14 protein-coding genes are annotated in these 20,756 nt (G+C 61.7%); all 14 read left to right on the top strand.

Annotated elements, in window-relative coordinates; translation table 11 throughout:
* Positions 1-94 precede the first annotated feature (94 nt).
* The 14 genes from E7T06_RS09420 to E7T06_RS09355 all read left to right on the top strand — a co-directional run bounded on the left by E7T06_RS09420 (position 95) and on the right by E7T06_RS09355 (position 20,756).
* Positions 95-415, top strand: coding sequence for a hypothetical protein (locus E7T06_RS09420; protein ID WP_136365579.1), 321 nt, complete (start codon positions 95-97; stop codon positions 413-415).
* Positions 416-423: 8 nt separating this feature from the next.
* On the top strand, positions 424-723 hold the full coding sequence (locus E7T06_RS09415) for a hypothetical protein (protein ID WP_136365578.1): 300 nt from the start codon (positions 424-426) through the stop codon (positions 721-723).
* 386 nt (positions 724-1,109) lie between these two features.
* A complete protein-coding gene (locus E7T06_RS09410) occupies positions 1,110-3,170 on the top strand; it encodes a hypothetical protein (protein ID WP_136365577.1) in 2,061 nt (686 codons plus the stop codon).
* Between the two features lie 5 nt (positions 3,171-3,175).
* The gene (locus tag E7T06_RS09405; protein WP_136365576.1) at positions 3,176-5,485 is read left to right on the top strand and encodes a hypothetical protein; all 2,310 of its coding nucleotides are present in this window, start codon (positions 3,176-3,178) and stop codon (positions 5,483-5,485) included.
* 41 nt (positions 5,486-5,526) lie between these two features.
* Entirely contained in the window at positions 5,527-9,177 is a 3,651-nt protein-coding gene (locus E7T06_RS09400) for a helicase-related protein (RefSeq protein WP_136365575.1), read from the top strand.
* Positions 9,178-9,241: 64 nt separating this feature from the next.
* Positions 9,242-11,143, top strand: a complete 1,902-nt coding sequence (locus tag E7T06_RS09395) for a hypothetical protein (protein ID WP_136365574.1) — start codon at positions 9,242-9,244, stop codon at positions 11,141-11,143.
* Positions 11,144-11,148: 5 nt separating this feature from the next.
* Positions 11,149-11,883 (top strand): phospholipase D-like domain-containing protein, encoded by a 735-nt coding sequence (locus tag E7T06_RS09390; protein WP_168733457.1) that lies wholly within the window; start codon positions 11,149-11,151, stop codon positions 11,881-11,883.
* 359 nt (positions 11,884-12,242) lie between these two features.
* Positions 12,243-12,734, top strand: coding sequence for an antitoxin Xre-like helix-turn-helix domain-containing protein (locus E7T06_RS21480; protein WP_205750867.1), 492 nt, complete (start codon positions 12,243-12,245; stop codon positions 12,732-12,734).
* Positions 12,731-13,435 carry an RES family NAD+ phosphorylase gene (locus E7T06_RS09380; RefSeq protein ID WP_136365572.1) on the top strand — a complete coding sequence of 235 codons (705 nt, stop codon included), beginning with the start codon at positions 12,731-12,733 and terminating at the stop codon, positions 13,433-13,435. Before E7T06_RS21480 ends, E7T06_RS09380 begins: the two co-directional genes overlap by 4 nt.
* Before the next feature lie 814 nt (positions 13,436-14,249).
* Positions 14,250-14,963, top strand: coding sequence for a TnsA-like heteromeric transposase endonuclease subunit (locus E7T06_RS09375; RefSeq protein ID WP_168733456.1), 714 nt, complete (start codon positions 14,250-14,252; stop codon positions 14,961-14,963).
* Positions 14,960-17,008, top strand: coding sequence for a helix-turn-helix domain-containing protein (locus tag E7T06_RS09370; RefSeq protein ID WP_136365570.1), 2,049 nt, complete (start codon positions 14,960-14,962; stop codon positions 17,006-17,008). The genes E7T06_RS09375 and E7T06_RS09370 overlap by 4 nt, the downstream gene beginning before the upstream one ends.
* Before the next feature lie 73 nt (positions 17,009-17,081).
* Positions 17,082-18,128, top strand: coding sequence for an ATP-binding protein (locus tag E7T06_RS09365; protein ID WP_168733455.1), 1,047 nt, complete (start codon positions 17,082-17,084; stop codon positions 18,126-18,128).
* Positions 18,125-20,005, top strand: coding sequence for a TniQ family protein (locus E7T06_RS09360; RefSeq protein ID WP_136365568.1), 1,881 nt, complete (start codon positions 18,125-18,127; stop codon positions 20,003-20,005). Before E7T06_RS09365 ends, E7T06_RS09360 begins: the two co-directional genes overlap by 4 nt.
* Positions 20,006-20,099: 94 nt before the next feature.
* A complete protein-coding gene (locus tag E7T06_RS09355) occupies positions 20,100-20,756 on the top strand; it encodes a S24 family peptidase (RefSeq protein ID WP_240740938.1) in 657 nt (218 codons plus the stop codon).

The following is a 20,756-nucleotide window of genomic DNA, read 5'->3' as shown; positions in this document are numbered from 1 at the left end:
CTTCTTCGCCCCCTGAACCCGTGAGTGGAGAAGGACACAGCGAGCCCCACCCACTCTGGAATCGGCACCAAGTCGCCTGAAGGAGGGTTCTGCCATGAACGAGTTGGTCCCCGTCCAGCTGGACTTGAACACGTACACCCTGATGCTCGCCACCGGCCGGGAAGGCGACCAGATCCTGGAAGTCATGGTCACCCCGACCCGCAGCCGGGAAGAGGCCCGCCGCGACTTCCTCACCCATTTTTATCCCGATGAATGGGGCATTCAGCAGCGTCTGGCCCGCAGTGTGTATATCCGGCCAGGCGTCGACCACCACGCCCTGGGCCGCATTTTTACCGAACATTTTTTACTCGGCCTAGAACAGGACGGCACCCTGGTCGGCACCTTCCGGATGCGGAGTTACGAGCCTGCGGGCTGAGGAGAGAGATGAGCAAGTTCACGGTGTACACGGTGTCTTTGAACCACTTCGCCACCGGAGAGGGTGTGCTGATGCAGGTATTGGTGGCCTGCGCGCAGAGTGAAGACGAGGCGCTGGAGTTGTTCTGGCACGCTTTTTACCGTGGGGAGCCGCAGCCGAGAACCTTCTGGCCGACGGTGCGCCCGGGCGTGGACCGCGAGCTGTTGCGGGATTGGTGCACCGCGGGCGCTCTGGACCAGTTGGAAGCGCTGGCACGAGCCTCCGACAATTTGAGCTTCAGTCTGAGCTGTTCGTACAGCCTGGAATGAGGAGCGCCCCACGCTGCCGAACCTACACGCTGTCGTTGCACGTGGTCACCCCAGGGGAGCCGACCCTGCTGCTGGTGACCCAGGCCACCAGTCTGAACTTGGCAGAAGAGGCTTTTGGGAACGTGTTCTATGCGCATGATCCGCTGGCCTGGGTACTACGATCCTCAGAACTACCTGACGTTCGGCCTTGCCTCCATTCTTCTGGCAGACCCGTGGTGAACCTTTGAGGGAGCCCTCAGCCTTAGAAAGAAGATGCGATCATGGAGGATCAGACGAGGCAGATCAGAGCGCCGCAGACTGCTTGCGTATGCGTCAGCCACGCATCCTCTTTCCCGAATACGGATTGCCCCTGGTTCTCCGATCCGTCCGAATTGAGAACGCTAACTATGGAAAATGATGAGTCAAGCCTGAGCTTCATGAACATGTCTCGGCTTGGCGGCGGCACAGACAAGCAGTCTCGCCGTCAGGTGCCGCAAAGTTACACCACGGCGTCGACAATTTTCTATAGCATCATGGGAACCACCATGACTCACGCTCCTCAACCTGTTCCTTTACCTGCGCCTTCTACCCTGGGCAACATTGTCTGGGAAGATGTGGAGGCGGCTGTGGCCCGGGAGCAGTCGAACCGTGAGAAGTACACCCCCTCTATTTCGGTGTTCCGCTGGTGGGCCAGGCGTCCCCACAGCCTGATGGGGGCCATCATTGACGCTGCTGCTCTGGCGACCGGCAACAGCGACCTGTGCCTGTCTGACCCCTTCAGCGGCGGAGGCACTGTCGCGGTGGAAGCCACCCGGCGCCACCTGCGCATGTACGCTCAAGATCTGTATCCCTGGCCAATCACCGGACTGATGACCAGTGTGGCGCCTGCCGAGCTGGACGAGTTCGACACCGCCGCTCAACTGCTGCTCGAGCGCCTTAAGCCCCTGAACAGCCATTACGAGCGTGAGGACGGCCGCACCCTCTCGCATGTGATGCGCGTGCGCGTCGGCTGCTGCCCCACCTGCACCAAGGACGTCTACCTCTTTCCCGAGCATCTCATCTCCAAGGCCTCACGGCACCCCAACGAGCAGCTCGGCTTCTACGGCTGCCAAGGCTGCGGACACGTCCACGCCCAGAAGACCAAGGGGGCCAAGGTCACCTGTCCAGCCTGCAAGCTGATTCATAAGCCGCAAACGCGCGGCACAACCCTCAAGCGTTGCGTTCACTGCAAGCACGAGGCCATCACCACCGCTTTTTACGGACGCGCGCCGCGCTGGAAGGAAGTCTTGGTTCAGGAGGTCGCCCTTAACCAGCATGGCCGTGCCCACGCGAAATTGCGCTTAACCGAGGACGGTGATCCTCTCACCGATCTGACCACGGCTCAGCCCACTGCGCTGCACGTTCCACTGCAGGCTGGGCAGGAGACCAACCGTCTGATGAACGTTGGCTTCCACACCTGGGGAGACCTCTACACTCGGCGTCAGGGCGAGACCATTCTTGAAGCGCTCAAGCAAGTCGCCGCACTCGAGGTCTCGCCAAGTTGCCGCGACCGGCTGGCCCTCGCGGTGATCGGCATGGCCGAGATGCCCGCCTATCTCTGCCGGTGGGACCGTTTTCACCAGAAGGTCTTTGAGGGAATCGCCAACCATCACTTTGCGCACACCACCTTCGTGGTCGAGACCAACCTGCTGTCCCCGGTGGGTCGCGGCACTCTGGGTCGCCGCATCAAGGGTGCCCGTAAGGCGCTGGAATGGCGCAATGAAAAAATGACCATGCCGGGCGGCGCCCTCAAGGTCAAGTCCCAGGAACGCATCGCCACCCTGCCCCGGGGGCTCACCGTGGCGATCGGCAGCAGCGAGCAGCAGGCCCTTCCGGACGGCTGCATTGATTTAGCCCTCACAGACCCTCCCTACTTTGATGACGTGCAGTACGGCGAGCTCGCGCGCCTCTTCCACTTCTGGCTTGCCCAGTACACGCCGTTGTCCGCCTACGACGAGCACCAAGAAGCCGTGCCGAACCGAGTTCGTCAGCAGGGCGCTGACCACTACCAAGACGCCATCATGGCCTGCCTGAAAGAAACACGGCGCACCCTCAAGCCTGGGGGACGGCTGATCCTCACTTTCCATAACCGCAAGCTCGCTGCATGGACCGCCCTGGGCAGCGCCCTGCATGGTGCCGGCTTCCGCATCAGCGCCCTGGCCGTGACGCACGCCGAGAACAGCGCTGACCACTCCAAGCGGGGCGGCAAGGGCATGCTGCACGACCTGGTGATCGAGTGCGTGCGCGACGACCAGCCCGGCGGGCCACCCACCGTCGTGCACGCGGGTGAAGGGCAGGAAGCCCGCGAGCTCGTCGCAATGGGCCAGGCACTCGCCGAGGCTGCTGCAGCGGATGAGCCGGGCCAGGCCGCCACCATCTTCCAAGTGCATCTTAAAAAGCAAGACCTGAAGGGCGAGCGGATCACCTGATGTGGGTGCGGGCGTTCCTGCAGCTGGCGCAGATGGAGCGCAGCGCCGCACGCGGCATGCTGCACCACCAGGTCCTGCCGCGCGGAACCACGCCTGCCCAGAAGGCCACGGCTGTTCTGGCCTCCCAACTGCTCACTTGCCCCCCCGGGGAGCGGCCCCTGCTGAATATCGTGATGCCGCCAGATGGAGCGCAAAGCGCCGTGATCGTCGCTACCGGTCTACTGGTGACCGATTTCTTGCACCAACACCTGGGAGGCCAGCGCCTGAACGGCAACCTGTTGCTGGTCACCCACGCCATCACCGGAAGCCTCGAACACTTAGAGAACCTGCAACTTGAGGGCAGCGATATCCGGTTCAGTCAATTCTGGTCGGTCGAATCGTTCTCTCGCTACCACCCTGTCGTGGATGACCGCCCCCACGTCATCGTGGCCAACCCTGGCTGGATCACTCGCCTGGAGACCCTCCCCAGCAACATTGGCGCAGTGATCGTTGACGCCACGCACCCACGGACTTTCTCTCGCCTGGGTGAGCTGGAACGCGCCACGCGGGGCGCGGCCCTGCGGATCTTTCTCACGCCGCCGCTCGGGGAACGCCTTCTCGCTGAGCTGGGGAACCCTGCCGCGCGCCTGACCTGGCTGTGGTCCCCCGGCGCGCAGCAGGCCGTGGCAGAGGAATTGCGCGGTCCCGCTCCCAGCACCGTTGCCCCTCAGCGCCGGCTCTACGTGTGTCAGGACGACCCAGCATTCGACCGTGCGCTCGCTGAGGTGCGCGGCTTGCTCGTGACCCTGATGGGGCTCGCGCGCAGCGCCCCCGCCCTGCTGGACGCCTGGAGCATCTACCACCGAATGCGCCAGCTGGCTGTGCCGCTGCTGCAGTACGAAGCGCTGGCCCGGAAAGGCTGGGGCGGTCTGATGCTGCGCGAGCAAATCGACCAGCTGACGGGCATAAGCCTGCCCAACGCCGCCCTGCAAGGCCCCTGGGCGCAGCTCACGGCCTTGTTGCAGGAAGCTTACGACCTTCTCAGTCAGCGCCAGGAGCCCGTGAAGCTCTACGCCCTGACGCAGCGGATCGAGACCCTGCTGGGCGAGCCTGGCCCGCCCCTGATCGTGGTCGCTCCCAGCCGGGCCGAGACCGAGCTGCTGCGTCGGGCCGTCACCCTCATTATTCCTGGACTGGACAGGCACGAACTCAGCGGACAGATCGAGTTCCTGCATGCCCGTGAGGAAGCGCGCCGTGCAAGCGCCGGCCAGACTTGGCGCAGTGTCCTGCCTGGATACCGCCACGGGACGCTGCGCTACCTTGACATCCATCCCAGCATCGCCGCAGAGAGCATTCTTTACCCCCACGAAGTGCCGCTCGAGCAGGGTCTGCACCACCGCAGCTATGCGGAGCTCGAGACCCTGGAAGCCACCGACCACCTGCGCTCGACCCTGACGTGTCTGGGCATGACCTGCCCCCCCGGTGACCTGATGACTTCCTCGCCCCGCCCTGAACTGCACATCGAAGGTCTGGATGGTCAGCCGATTCGCCTCCTGCAGACTGTAGAGACCCAGGGCCTGCACCTGGACATGGACGAGCTCGTGAGCGCTGAACTGCGCCGCTTGGACTTGGAGCCAGGCGCACCGGGGATCCGCCCCTCGCCCCTGCAAATGTCTGGGGGGCAGGTAACAGTGCGCTACGAAGACGGTGAAGTGCAGACTCTACCTGAGAAACGCATCGTGGACGTGTTCTACCCCGATACCGGGCAGCTGGTTCGGCACTGTGCCAGAGATGTAGCCGCAGGCATGCACGTCGTCAGCATGGTGGACGACGCTTACAGCACATTGTTCGAACGCCTGGTGGAGGTGCTTGACGCACGGTCTTCGCGCGGGCATCAGATCGCCCTGCAGCTGTGGCGGCACGCCAAAATTATCCTGCTCGATCAGTACCCGAGTATTCGCGCCCTGGAGCGGGCGCTGCAACAAGACGGCCTTGATGTCCACTACACCACCCTGCGCAGCTGGTTGACCGAGTTCGGCAACGAGCCGCAGAGCTTTTCCCACATGCGTCTGCTTGCGCTGCGCAGCGGCCTGTACCCGAACGAAGCCATGATCACGCACACCTACGAAGCGATCCAGGGCGTGCGCAACCGCAACCGGTCCGCCGGTCGGGCGCTGCACGCCGTGCTGCGTGCCATCGCCACCGGCGAGGGGTACAAAGCCGCTCTGAACAGCTCGCGCCAGCTCGACGCACACGTGAGTGAAGTGCTCGCAGCCGTGGAACTGCGCCGCGTGACGCAAGTCACACGCCTGCAGCCCACTGCTTCTGTTGCTTGACCGCCCCTCTGCCCATCCAACTTTTCCGAAGGAGAAATTACGTGAGCGCTCCCCCCACCCGTTACCCACAGGAAATCGAGATCGTCAATCACTTTATCAACCGCCTGGAACGCCGGCTCGCTGGCCGGGAAGAACTGACCCTGGTCAACCGCCTTCCCATCGACGAGTGCCATCTTGGTGTTCTGGCGCCCTGGCGCAATCCTGATGAGGCGGAGCCTCTCGATGCCGGGGAGATGGCTGAGGGCGAAAGCCCGGCAGCCCCGCCGAAAGTGGCCAGAGCGGTTCCCGTCGCGGCACCCAATTCCAGGACAGGGACCAGCGGGGAAGCAGACGACGAGGAGCCGGAGGCGCGCCGAGCTCCGGTGGAGCGGGTGGACGACCAGGATGTGCCGCGCCGCCCCCCCTCGGCACTGGGGTGCGAGCTGATGCTCACCCCTGTGGACGGGAAGGTCAGCATCACAGTGAACCTGTCCTTCGCCTTTTACACCACGCACCTGCCAACTTACCGCCAGCAGCTCGAGTCTCTCGGCGGCACTTACCGGCCGGGCACCGCCCCGAAAGCCCCACCGCCCCCTACTCCAGTGCCGACAGGGAAGCGCGGCAAGCAGTCGGAGACGGCGATGACCCTGGCCTACGCTCTGCGGCGCAACGCGGTGCAGCTCGAGAACCTGACCTTCACGCTGGACGCGACCAAAATGACCGAGCAGCGGGACGCTGGCCGAATTCAGACTGCCCTGGACGACGCCATCACCCGCGGCCTGGTCGACCGGCCAGCCCCGGAGAACACAATGGCCACCCGCGCTGGTGCGCAGCTGACCGAGGCCGATCTGAAAGACGAGAAGGCCTTCGAGCAGTTCATCGCCGCTCACATGCGGGACAAGAAGCCCGGTCGACCGGATCCAGCGCTCCAAGCCTCTCTGATGATCCGGACCGAGCCCCAGGCGAACGGCAACGTGCGGGTCAGCCTCTACCTGTCCAACGATACGCTGCGCAACGACCAAATCCGAACCCAGGACAACGTCAATATCCTGGCTGACGCACGGTTGTGGGGGGACGTAACCCAGGGAACGGTCGCCCCGATCGAGATCCTGCCCATTCCCCGCGACTACCAGTACGACCGCCGGGTCTGGGGAGTCGGGCACAACACGTCCGTGACCATCGACCAGCAGACCGGGCGCTTCGAGACCCACGCCCTGGCGCGTTTCGACCAACCCCGGCTGACCACCAAAGATCATCTGCCGACCGAGTTCGGCCGCTTTGCTGAAGACACCTTCGACGTGCTTGCCGAAATTTACGCGGCGATGGAGGCCGAGGTCACGCACTGGCAGGACAAAGTGCTGGGCACGAACAGCGAAGGCCTGACGCCGGAAGAACTCATTGAATGCCAGACTGACTTTGAGAGGTTCCAGGGGGAAGTGCACCGCTTTGCCGCGGGCATCGCGGCGCTGCGCGCGCAACCTGAGCTGCTGCGCGCTTTCCAGGCAATGAACCGGGTCATGGGGCGGATCGCAGCCAAAAAGGGGTTCCACCGGTGGCGCCTGTTCCAGATTGCGTTCATCGTCACGCAGCTGCCTGCACTGGCGCTCCGGGAGAACGTGTCTGGGGGTGAAGATCACCTGGGCCAACACCATGACTGGACCGGGGATCTCGACATCGCGGATGTGCTGTGGTTCCCCACCGGCGGCGGCAAGACCGAGAGTTACCTGGGGCTGATCTGCTGCGCGATCCTCTACGACCGTTTGCGAGGCAAGGCCATGGGAGTCACTGCTTGGCTGCGCTTCCCCCTGCGCATGCTCAGCGTGCAGCAGCTGCAGCGCGCCGTGACGATGATTCATGAAGCGCAGATCGAGCTTGACGGGCTGGGGATCCAGGGCGAGCACGACAAGCTGCTGCTTGGGTACTTTGTGGGCAGCAGCACCACACCGAACACACTGGACGACAAGTTCTTCAAGGACCACGCCACGCCCGAGAGCTGCGAGAAATTCAAGATGATCGCCGACTGTCCCAAGTGCGGGGGGAAGGGCACGGTAAAGATGGAGCCCCGCGCCAAGCAAAGTCGGCTCTACCACCGCTGTCAAGACCCGAAGTGCATGTATTACCTGCCCGTGGTGATCACTGACGCGGAGATCTACCGCACGTTGCCGGCGCTGATCGTCGGCACGGTGGACAAGGCGGCCACCTTGGGCATGCAGGAGCGCTTCGGCATTCTCTGGGCTGGGCCCCGCTGGAAGTGCCCGACCCACGGCTACGGCAACATCGACTTCTGCATCTATGGGTGCACCCTCAAGATGCAGGACATCGCTAAGCTGCCCCTGATTCAACCCAAGGACCCCTCGCCGACCTTGCACTTGCAAGATGAGTTGCACCTGCTGCAAGAAGAGCTTGGCGCCTTCGCCGGCCATTACGAGACTTTGATTCGCTATTGCGAAGAGCAAGCCGGCGGTAAAAAGTCCAAGGTCATTGCTGCCACAGCCACCATTGAGGGCTTTGAGCACCAGACCCGGCACCTGTATGGAGTCCGGGATGCCCGGCGCTTTCCGAGCCGCGGCTACAAGCGGCACGAGAATTTCTACGCCAAGATCGAGGAGACCGCGCCGGGCGTGGCCAAGACAGCACGCGTATTCGTGGCATTCCGGCCCAGTGGGCTTTCCACGGAAGCGGCCGCTCGCTGCGCGCGAATTCTGAATTCAACCGTCACGAAGCTGTTCGAGGAAGAGGCAGCCACCCTCGCGGCGCTCAAGGAGACGACCACGCCCGAGGAGCTCGCCGCACTGCGGCACTATTACTCCATGTCGCTGACCTATGTGGCCAGCCTCACCGGTGGCACCCGCGTCAAGGACTTCCTGAACGACGCCAGCAAGGAAATTCTGAATGGCGCGCGGGATCTGGGCGTCCGCTATCTCTCGGGGCGGTCGAGCACCGGGGAAATCGCAGGGGTAATCGAGGAGATTGAAAGCCCGGGGGACTGGAAGTCCGCGTTGCACGTCGATGCGTTGGTCGCCACCAACGTGATCAGCCACGGAGTCGACCTGGAGCGTTGCAACCTGATGGTGATGGAAAAGTATCCCGCCGAGACAGCCGAATATATCCAGGCTTCCAGCCGCAGCGGCCGCAAGAAAGTCGGCCTGGTGGTGGTCGTGCTGCCGGTGCGCAATCTGCGGGCCTCCAGCATCTACAGCCGTTTTCAGGAATACCACCAGCACCTGGACCGCATGGTTACGCCGGTGCCGGTCAACCGCTTTGCCAAGCAGGCGCTGCGCCGCACCCTCAGCGGCACCGTCGCGGGGCTGATCTACGGCCTGGCCATGCCCACCGAAAAGGACAAGCCACAGAATGGGAGGATGACGCAGCTCAAGAACGTCACCCAGGCGCTGAAATGGCTTGACCGGCCACTGGCACCCGGCGGCGCGCACCTGTGGATCACCAACCACCTGCGCGGCGCCCAGGCGCTCGGTGACGGCAACTACGACGCAGAGCTTGAGTCTGGCCAGGTTGCACTGATTGATGATGCCTACAGGCTGCTGCATGCCCGCCTGGTGCAGCACACCAAGACGGCCGCACGCCAGAACCTGGGAGACGCGCTCAATCCAAAGCCGATGACGAGTCTGCGCGATGTGGAACGTTCCATTCCATTCCGCCCCGATAGCGTCCCCTACGACACGCTGGACTGGTTCGAGCACTCCGGTAAATAACCCTTCCCCCGGGGGAGAGGCCGAGCCAGCCACCCCCGGAAGATCTGCCCATTTTGAGGACTTCATGCCCAGAGAACTTCAGCGCGGCCAGACGCAGGTCTTGTACCGGTACCTGCCGGAAGCGATCTTCGACCACGACGACTTCGGCCTGTGCCGCGTCACCACCATCGAACTCGACCCCCTAGAAGAAGACAGCCTCAACGACATCGCGCTGTTCGACGCGATCGGGGACGCCGTGGGCCAGTGGACTGACACCTTCCGCACCCGTTTCCCGGACGTACGCGACCCCGCCAAGCGGGTGGGCCGCTTTCGCATCGGGCAGCCGCGCGCTGTGGGTTTCACGCCCTATCCGGAGAACGTGCAGTGCCGCAAATGCGGCTACGTGACGGCGTACGCTGACGTGGAGCGCAAAGGGAGTCGCCGCGCCCAGTGTCCCCGCCATGGGTGCAGCGGCACGATGAAGCAGCTGCGCTACGTCGAGGCACACAACTGCGGGCGCATTCAGGAACTCAACCTTCCCCGCAACGAACGTTGCCCCAGCTGCGGAGGAACCGAGGCAAAGCTGTACGATCCAGGGCGTACAGCCCTTGCCCGCTGGGTGTGTGTGAAGTGCGACGGCCAGATTCGTTCCCTGCGCATGACGCCCTGCAAATGCGAGTACAGCGAGGACGCCAAGACCCAGAATCGGCCGAACCACGAGCGCTACATGCGGGTCTATCCCACCGGCGAACCGGGCCTCTACAACCCGCTGGTCGTGACCTTCATCAATTTTCGCAAGAGTGACGAGCAGCGCCTGCGCGATACGCCAGATGCCGAGAGTCTGCTGCTCGCCCGCGCCTGGGGCGTGCTGGACGGGAAAGTTTTGGATCTGGCCCGCGAGCGTGAGCAGTGGGTTGGGGGGAATGCCGCGAAGGACGAAATGAACCGCCAGATTGTCGAGGCGCTTCGTAAAGCGGATCCTGGTAATGCGTTGGTGAAGCAGTACGATGATAAGGTTAACAACCCTCCCGGTCAGGATGCCATCAATCAGGTGACCACCCATCTCGGGATGGCGCTGGGCGGCGCCCCTTCCCGGCGCTTGATCGAGCATGTGGCTCTGCGCGACAACATGCGCCTGACCACGCCGCAGCTGGTGGCAGACCGCCTGACGGACCGCGGCGAGGCAGTCCGGGGGAGTGAGTTCCTGGACGGCGCCCAGAAGGCCATGCAGAGTCTGGGGCTGTGCACGGTCGAGGCGGTGGAGGACTTTCCTATCGCGCAGGCTGCGTTTGGCTACACGCGGGTGACCAAGGATCCTCGGCGCAGCTCGGTTAACCCTTTCATGGCAGACGAAGACGGCCGACTGCCTCTGTACACCCTGCCCACAGAAACCGAAGCGCTGTGGTTCCAACTGGATCCGGTAAAGGTGGCCAGCTGGCTGGTTCGCAACCAGATCGTTACTGGGCCGGCGCCGACGGATTCGACTGCCGCCTGGGCGTGGCTTTGGCGAACGGCGCTGCGGGATCCCAACGTCGCGCCCGGAGAGTTAACCCCCGCGGCGGAAGCGGTGCAGACGCTGCTGCACAGCATCAGCCACATCATGCTGCAGCGCATGGAGTGGAGTGGGTACGCATCGTCGAGCATCGGCGAGTACCTGCTGCCAGAAACGCTGTCGTTCGCGTTGTATGCCAACCGCTTTACCGAGAGCAAGATTGGTGGGCTGCTGACCCTCTTTGAACAGCGCCTGCCGCTGTGGCTGCATGAGGCCGGGCAGCAGGGGCGCGACTGCATTTATGACCCGATCTGCGCCCACGACGGCAGCAGCTGTGCGGGCTGCTTGTACCGCGAGCACAACTGCGTGCATTTCAATAAGTACCTGTCGCGTGCGCTGCTGTATGGCGGTCCGTTGCCGCAACACGCTGGCTTCGGCAAGGGGCGCATTACCCACGGGTACTGGACATGCTGGACAGAGTCCGGCGACCGGTGATGTCCATGAACCTGACCGACCATCAACTCAGCCGCATGGCGGGTGCCCTCTGGGCGCGCGTGGGTCAGCGCACTGCTTACCACGACCTGGTGTGGGCAGACGACCTGCTGGGATCGGGGGGGCGCGACATCCTTTGGGCCGAGCTGCAGGCAGCAGGCGCCCTCAAGGAAGGGGAAATTCAGCCTCGCCCTCTGGCGGGCTACCTCGCGCAATGCAGCGCTGCGCTGGAGACGCAGTTGCTGTGGACGCTGCCTCAAGGGCTTCAGGGCCAGGGCTTGAGCTATGTGGAAGGCCTGGCGCAGACCATCCAAAGCGCGCAGCGCGAGCTGCTGTTGATGTCCCCGTTCATCGCGGCGGGCGGCGTTCACGTGATGGAGCGAGACCTGCGTGATGCCTTACACCGGGGCGTCCACGTGACTCTGATCGGCCACGATCTTGGGGACATGAGCAGCGCGCAGAGCAGGGCGATTGAGACGCTGCGGCAGGAGGCCGAGCGTATGGTAGCCGCCTTCAGAGCCTATACGGCTAACCATCAGAGTGGTCTGCTGCACGCGAAGCTCGCGGTGGCCGACCGAGAGCGGGTGGTGCTGGGCTCGGCGAACATGACTGGGCATGGCTTGGGTATCAACTTCGAGGTGGGGGTGGTGCTTGGGGAGCCCCATGCGGGGCAAGTCGCGCAGACCTACGATCAGTTGTTGAACAGCGCGTTGGTAAGTCACGTATTCACCACCCGCGTCTGATTGCGGGCTAGAAGCGGTTGAAGGGAATACTTCCGCGTCTACCTTCGCCACCATGTCGGGAGAGCAGGCTGAATCGTAACCCACATTGAGGACATGCTCGGTTGGATTTCTGTGGGGACAGGCTGCTGTATGCAAGAGCAACAGCCCGTGCTGGACAAAGACTCTGAGACAGACTTGATTTGGTGCTTGGGTAACTTCTTGCAGGGGCTTGTCCTGCCCTGAGCAAGAAGTCGTTTCTGGTGGGAAAGCCCTGACAGACCGAAAGATCAGGGGAAAGCATTAGAACATGTGAAGCCTATTCGGACTCGTGTCGTGTATTATAGCGACACGAGTCCGAATAGGCTCGAAAGGAGTTGGAGATGTCTCGTGCAACACATGCAGTGAAGGAGCCGCTTCTGAACCAACAAGCTCCTGACCTGACCGATCCTCAGACGGCCCGGAAATTGTCCGACGGGCTGCCAGCTGGCATCCGGATCCTTGAAGCGCTGAACCTGAACCGTGAGCAGCAGGCCTGGCTGTTGGGCCTCAGCGTCCGGAGCCTTCAGCGCGCAGGGACCGAACGTGGACCGACGCTGACTCAAGACCAGCTCACCCGGCTCAGTCTGGTGGTGGGCATTTACAAGGCGCTGAACATCCTCTACGACAAGCCAACGACCGTCGGCTGGCTCAAGCGCGCGAACGACCGCTACCCCTTTGGAGGCAAGACGCCCTTTGAATACATGTCTGAGAGCGGGATCCCCGCCATGTATACGACTCGCCAGCTTCTCGACGCTGACCGTAGCGGCATGTTCTCGGTAACCCCTGAAGCCCGCAAGGCCGCCTCAGACTTTGAGACTGTGGTGGACCTTTGAGGGTACCCGAACCGCTCCAAGCTCATGAAGCCCGCACCTCGCGGCTGATCCCGTCGAAGCATGAGCAGCTCAGTCCCCGCCCTTCGGTGCTGGGCGATATTGCTCAGAGCCCGCGTGAGCTAGATATCTTGCTCGACTTGGATAACCTCACGAACAGCCGGGTGACCAGTGGTCAAGGCGTCACCTATCACCCCCTTGAGCACATGGTTCTGGCCGCCTTTGAGCATGCGGGCAACAATCGCTTTAACGTGCAAGTCTTGGGTCACGGTGCGTGGTATGCGGCCGACGAATTGGCGACGTGCGTCTACGAGGTCGCCCATCACTTCAAGGCACGGGCCATTGACGAAGGCTTGACCACGACCGCCCACGTGACGGAATACACGATCTACGAATGTGACGCCCAAGATACGTTCTACGACGTGATGCAAGATCCAGAGTACGTCAGGCACCTGGCCATCGACCCGGACTCCTACGCGTATTCACAGCCGCTGGGCGAAGAGGTTCGCGCTCAGAACCGAGCGGGGATCCTCTACGACAGCAACCGCTCCCCAGAACCCGGCAAACGCTGTATCGCGTTTCTGCAGCCTTGGGCGGTGCGCAGCGTAAGCCGCGGGGGTCAGGTCTACATCCTGTGGAACCCAGAGAGGCAGATTGCTTACGCGACCCGGACGGCACCAGGTCCGGACGTGGTGAGGAAATAGAACCGCCCTGGCTGAGGCTCTTGCTGCCCGAGGGTGACAACTATCCGCGGCAGACGGGGAGTGACATGAATAAAAATCCCCCGATGGACGTCGTGTTCATCGGGGGTACTGGTGACAACTTCGCGCGGGCTGTACATGCCACTTAAAATGTCCATTTTTGCCATTTGAAATGTCCACTTCACTACCCACCTCCCCCCGTCTGTTGAGGAAAATCTCCTCGCAGACGGGGTTTTCCTGTTTATGAAGCTGAAGGAAAATGGACAAATGAGAATAGAGATGAGAAGCGAAAACTTCGTGCCAGACAGCTTGCAATGCAATTTGTCCATTTTTGACACTCATTTGTCCATTTTGTATAGAGGCATGCATAAAAACACGGAGAAGATATGCACACCTCTCTTTGTCTTACTTAAGGCACAGCGTGATTCTTATTTGTCGGGTGCCAGCATCACGAGTACCGAATCAACTCCAGCAAGTAAAGCAAAGGCTATTTCCCCCGTCTAAGACGGGGGAAATAGCCTTTATAGAATTTCGTATACCATTCAACCTTTTAGTCAATCAGAGCAAGTTCCCCCTGCCTGACAGAGGCTACACAACAGTTTGAACACTTACGTCACTCATCTGAGCAGTCAGAGCTGATGACAGGGGAGGTCTGCAAATTAGGGCTTGTGTCACTTGACACAAGGCACCTTTGTGTGATTTATATAAGGGAGAGAGAAGTTGCCCATCGCTGGTTAGCGAGACAACAAAAAGACGCTCAAGAGGGATTCGCAGCCCTACTCCAGAGCGTCTTGACCTCTCTATGGAGGAAAAAACCTTGGCCCTAGCATACCGCGTTACCTACCAGCTCGATAGTGGTGAAGTCCACGACGATCAACACCCGTTGTTACTCGCTGCTACACCCATCCAGACACTGGCCCCCATTCGTGCCCCCAACAACTACCGGGGACAACATCACATCACGGGCCTACACTACTCGCCCAACACCGGCCACCTGCACGCCTTCGAGTCCAGACTTGAGCAAAGTGCCCTCCTGCGCATTGACTTTGAGCTTCGGCCGCAAGCGATTGCCACTCAGCCCTTCGCCCTGCTCTACGACGACCAGGGGAAACGGCGCGGCCACATCCCGGACATCCTGGTGGGCCGCACCCACACCCGCCCGCTGGTCATCGACGTCAACCCAAAAGTCTTCGTCGAGAAGAATGCTGGCCCCTTCAGCGCTCTACGCGACGCCTGTGCCGAGATGGGCTGGGACTACGCCATCTGGACTGAGCCCAACCGTGCTTACGCCAGCAACCTCGCCTTCCTGTACGGGTATTACCGCCCGCTCCCCGGCGCTGCGTCCGTCACCGCAGCCTTGCTCGACCGCCTTACTCCTGGCCCCCTTCCCCTCGCCGACCTCGAAGCCGATCTCGGATCCCCCTGTCTTATTCGCCCCATTCTGTTTCACCTGCTGTGGACCAAGATGATCCACGCTGACCTGCTGCGTCCCCTGACAGACTCCACCTTGATCAATAGGGAGGCTGCATGATCCGCTTTGCTCCTTTCGAACCAGGACGCGCTCTCCAGTACCAGAACATGCGCTGGACAGTGGTGGCTGGAGCCGGACGTACCGTCACGCTCTGCTCCGCACTCGGGGCGACTCGCGAGTTTGATCTGCTCGAGATCATCGGCGACCCCACCTACTATCCACACCTGCGTCCCGATGAGTACACCCCCGCCAACCGGTTGTTCCTCTCCGGCCTCACCGCAGAAGACCGCGCCAGCATCCTCGAAAAGGAAGCAGTCGTTCAGGAAGTGCTGACTGGATACCGCTCCGGCCGGCCCGACGCCGCAGCTCAGAATGAACCCCGTTCAGCGTTTGATCCCCTCACCACCAAAGTGATGGACCGTTACGCGGCCGCCGCCGAGGAACTGGGCTGCACCACACGTACCATCCGCCGCCTCTGCAAACGGTACCGCGACTCTGGCCTCGCCGGACTCCATGACCGCCGGGTTGAAGGCAACCGGAAGAGCCACTTTGATGATCATGCCCTCCAAGACACGATCACCAAAGTGAGCCAGCAAGCAGCGCAGAGGAGCACGGTCACTCGGAAGACCCATATCGGGGCCATTAAACGAGCTTTCCAAGAGGCTCACCCAAATGTCTCCCTCCCCAGCACCCGCACCCTGTACCGACTCACAGACGGCCCCGCTCGCCGGTACGGTCTTGCTTTACAGGCCAAGACCAGGCGCAGCAAAGCCAACAGCCCGCAAGTGATGTACCACCAGATTGTTGCCAGCCGACTCGGCCAGCACGTTGAAACCGACGCCTCGCCCTGGGACATTATGCTGCGCGGTATCCACCACCCCGAGGAACCCCGCCGCTACCGACTGCTGGTCTTCCTCGATCTGTACCACCGGGGTGTCGTCGGGTTCAGTCTGCACGCGGGTGAACCGCAGGCTGTGGACGTCGTCTACCTGCTCCATGACACCCTCAATCCCAAGCACATGATGCCGGGCTGGCCTGAGGAGATGCGTTATCCCTACGTCGGTGCGCCGGAACACATCGTGCTCACGGAATATAGTCTTGGTGCCGACGTTCAACTCACTGCACAGGGGTTTGTGACGCCCAGCAACATCACCATCGACAATGGCACGATTTTCAAGTCCCGCCTCTTCCAAGATGCCTGCCGACGCCTCGGCATCAGTATCATCATCAGCCGCCCCGCCACGCCCACCGACAAAGGGGCCATTGAGCGCTTCTTCCTCACAGTCCAGCAGGAGTTCGCTGCTCAGTTCCCGGGATATGTCGGGCAGAACACGGCGCACCGGGGTCAGGAATTACCGCTTCAGGAACTCATGTGGGTCGACGAGTTCAGGGACGCCTTCCTGCGTTACTACTGCAACGTCTATATGCGGCGGCCCCACAGCGCTCTGTTTCACCCGGATTACCCCCAGAAGAAACTGAGCCCCGCGGAAATGTTCGAGTTGGGCCTGAAGACTGGCGGACTCCTGCGGGTGCCGCTGGATCCTGACATCTATTACCAACTCCTGCCGTCGGACACCAGAAAAATCACCTCGCAAGGCATCGAGAAAAATGGTCTGAAATACGACCACCCCGGCCTGAACTCTTTCCGGGGCGACGGACAGCGTCACGCCTTCTCATACGATCCCCGAGACCTGCGGTACTTGTATTACCGCACAGACACGGGCGATTGGCTCCGCCTCCAACGCAAGCCTGCCCGCTTCCCCGACCTGCCCTTCACCGAAGGCATGTTGCGAGCCGCTCGCTCGGAACCAGACTCAGGCCTCCGCATTACCCCTGAGGAAGCGGGCACCCGGCTCGACGACATCATCCGCAGTACGGAAACCCTCAGCCGGAAGCGCAAACGTGGCCGACCGGAAGCCACCGCCGCCGCCCGTCTCGACCGCGTACAGGAAGACCGCGAACGCACCCAAGCCCCACTGCCCGTTGACCCTCCAGCCCCACTACCCAAGCAAGCTCCAGAGCCTCCCATGCCGGCCAGCTTTTCCAAAATCGAGTTCACGCAGGCCGCCAATGCAACCGACCTCAAGAAGCTTTTTGATGACTAAGGGTGCCCCTCCTACACTGCGTGGGCTCTCCTCACGACTCAACCCACACACCGTCGAAGGTTGGCGCCACATCATGAACGAACCCCGCTCGTACGCTCCGGAGCGCGCGACCCCTGACGAGCGTGCCCAGTGGACCGAAGCCGAGCGGCAGGCCTACGACTTTGCCCGCACTCGGCATCACAGCAATATGCCCGTCATTCTTACCCCCGAAGTGCGACGAATCTTGCGTGACACCCGCCTACAACTCCAGGCCAATGTGCATTCTTACGGAACAGTGTGCGGAGCAGTCATCACTGGACCCGCCACCTACGGCAAGACCACCCTGCTCGAGGAGATTGGACGCCAGTATGAGACCTGGTTTCGAACTCAATTTCCCCCGGAGAACCCAGACGAGGCCGCTTTGGTGATTCCAGTGGTCAAGGTCGGCCTCCCTGAAAAAGCCACGACCAAAAGCCTCAACATTGCCATCGCAGAGTTTTACGGAGCAGCCCTGAGCCGCCGCCAGACCACCCGCGACGAGTACCAGGAGATCATCCGCGCACGGGTTGCTGCACATCACACACGCCTGATTATCATTGACGACATTCACTACCTGAACCGCAAGGCCCGGAGAAACAAACAGGGTCAGCGTCTCTTGAACGATCAGGAACTGGCTGCCCTGATCAGCATCAACAATCACCTCAAGAGCCTTGCCGATGAACTCGGCGTAACGTTCATCTTCGGCGGGATCAACGTTGAAGACACGGGTCTCTTTGATGAAGGGAACCGCACGGACACAGTCTTTTCACAGATCGGGGGGCGTATGGCCCGCCACGACCTGACGGGCTTCCCCCACGGCAGTGACGAGTGGAAGGAAGTCGTGAGATCCTTTGAGAACGAACTCTGTCTCGATCACCACGTTCCCGGTACCCTTGAAAGGCTCGCAAACTACCTGCATCACCGCACGAATGGCAGTATTGGGAGCCTGAAAAATCTTTTGAAGCTCGCGGCCCTCCGCGCTATGATCATGGAAACGGAGCGGGTCGATTTCACGCTGCTCCAGAAACTCAAGAGTGACCGCAACGCGGAGGAAAACTTCCAGCGGCATGATTCCTTGTACCAGGCCGGAGAGCCTTCGTGACGCCGGGCCGTCGGCAGTTCAATTACGCTCCCCGGCCAAAACCAGGGCAGAGTTTTACGTCGTACATCGAGACATTCGCCGCCGAGCATCTCCCGCCGCTGGACATCCTCACCATGCTCTATAGAACCGGTGTGATTGAGGAAGATCACTTTCGTGCTCTTCCCATTGGCTATGGACTCACCCTCACGGACAAACAGGTACAAGATTTTGCATTCGTCTTGCGGCTTCCCGAGGAACGCGTCCGGGCCATGCTCCTCACGCACTATGACGGGATCGCGTTCAGCCTCCAACCCATGGACGTCACCACTCCCAAAGCGTACGCAGGCGCGGTGCGCTCGAACTCCAATCTCTTCACCACCACCCGCCTCTGTCCCTGCTGCATGGCAGAAGACCCCTATTTCCGGCTCGCCCACCGTCTGCCGTGGCTGTTCCTGTGCTCGACCCATCAGGTGCTCCTGCAGCACCTCTGCCCACAGTGCGCCCGGCCATTCGGAAACTTTTTGAAGAGTCGCGGCGGAATGCCCACCTACCCAGCTAACGTCCCTGATCCCTCCTGCTGCCGCAATCCACCTCCCCGTGGAGAAGGCGACAGCGGACGCAACGCACGCTCCTGCGGCCAGCCACTGGCTGAGGTCACTGCTTACGACGTGTCTGGTTACCCCCGGGTGCTCGCCACGCAGGGCCTCTTGGAAGAGGTTTTGGAACGGGGCGAAGGCACCGTCTGTGGGGAACGGGTGAGCAGCGTGAGCTACTTCGGCCATCTCCGGAGTGTCCTCTCCCTGCTGGACTACGCAGCGGATCCGGAGGATCTCGGCCCGGGTCTTCCCCCCCGCGTACTGGAAACGGCAGGGCAGCATGTCACCGAGCGGGGCAGCGCAGACGATGAAGGAAGCATACGCCGGCAACGGGCCACAACGGCCTACCGCACACCGGAGTGGATGTGCGCCTTCCTACCCAAAGCAGTAGAGCTACTCGCACAGCCTGACGAGATCGCCCTGACCGAAACGCTTGAACCTCTCTTGAATCAGGCCCGCCGGTTCAAACGGCTGCACTTTCGGACACTGGGCCATTACTTCAAGTTTGAGGGGCCAGTGCTACGCGCTTTCGACACCGCCTTAATGCCCACGGCCTCACCGCGGCGGCGTGCAGGGTACACCAGCCCGCACAGTCATCATCCTGACCGGCCTTACAGGTACCGCCCCGAACACGTGCCGCAACTGCTGTGGGAGGAGACCTACCGCACCAACTTTGCTGGGTTCTTCGGGGAGAGTGGCATGGGGGAGCGACACCTACGCTCTTTCGTTGCCATGGACCTCGTGCGGTTGTGCGGCGACTTTGGCTGGATCGAAGCCGCCAATGAACTCGGTTTTCTCCCCGGGCAAGCGAGAGGCAGCGCCAATAAGGCCATCGGGGTGCTCAACAGCCTCGGGCAGTATGAGACGTACCTCACCCGCCTGCACGCCACCGCCGCGACCTTGGAGAGCGTGGGGCGTCCGTTCGACTTTGGAAGACGGCGGCAGCGATACGCCGACCTCATGGACTTCCCATTTGATGACTGGCAGCTCGACATGCGTGCCCTAGAGCTTCATCCCGGGAAACCCGGCGGCAAGAATCGATGGGCAGCCGCGCATGCCTGGGCGTTGCTTACCGCCGGCCACCCGCGCCGCGCACCCGTCTTCCAGCGCCTTGCCTACCCGGCGTACGAGAACTCGCTGGAGGTCTTCTACCGCTTCAATCGCGACCATCTGGTACAGCTTCTGCCGTTGATTCGAACCCTGTCACTGACCCTCACCGCAGATCAGCTTCTAGCCGCAGAGATCGCGTTTGGGGCGCAGGAGAATCCCCTAAGTATCCCCAGGGAGGAGCAACAGCCGTGAGCACTCCTGCGGAACATTGTGTTCCATGCTTTCTAAACTTCGTAAGCCCTTGCATTCTGCCCTCCATTGCTTCACAGTTGTGTCAGGTGACACAATGACTTTAGAACAACTTACCTCGAGACAACTTGATGTCCTTAAAGAAGTGATTCGCCTCGACCTGAAAGGCGAAGCGGTCACGACCCGGCTCCTCGCCGACGCGATGAGCATGCCTCGCCAAAACGTCCGCATTTACCTCAAGGCCCTCCAAGATCACGCCCTCATCGAGTACAAAGCGGCGGAGCGTCACACCGCCATCGTCCGCGCCACCGACAAAGGATTTGCCCTGCTCGGGCATTCCCGCGTGACTCTCTCGCTCCCCATCATCGGGGACGTGGCTGCTGGACAACCTGGCTACGCGGACGAACACATTGAAGGCTACGCCACCCGATTACAGGACGTTCTCGATATTCACGAAGGAGACTTCCTGTTGAGGGTGCGCGGGGAATCCATGCTCGGCGTCGGGATTTACCCTGGCGATTTTGTGGTCATCCGTCCTATGCAAACCGAACCGCTGGCAGGTGAGATCGCCCTGGTGGCTGTCCCTGGTGACAACACGGCCACACTGAAGCGCTGGCACCGCAATAACGGTACGGTCACGCTCCTGAGCGAGAACCCCGACTATGCCCCCATGACCTTTCCCACCCAGGACGTCCTCATCCAGGGCTGTTTGGTCGGCCACATCGGCACTGGCCGGAGTCGGCAAGCCCGCTAA

It is taken from the genome of Deinococcus sp. Arct2-2, assembly GCF_004801315.1.
Classification (GTDB): Bacteria; Deinococcota; Deinococci; order Deinococcales; family Deinococcaceae; genus Deinococcus.
The sequence above is the reverse complement of the archived record's forward strand: the minus strand, read 5'-3'. Positions and strand labels throughout refer to the sequence as shown.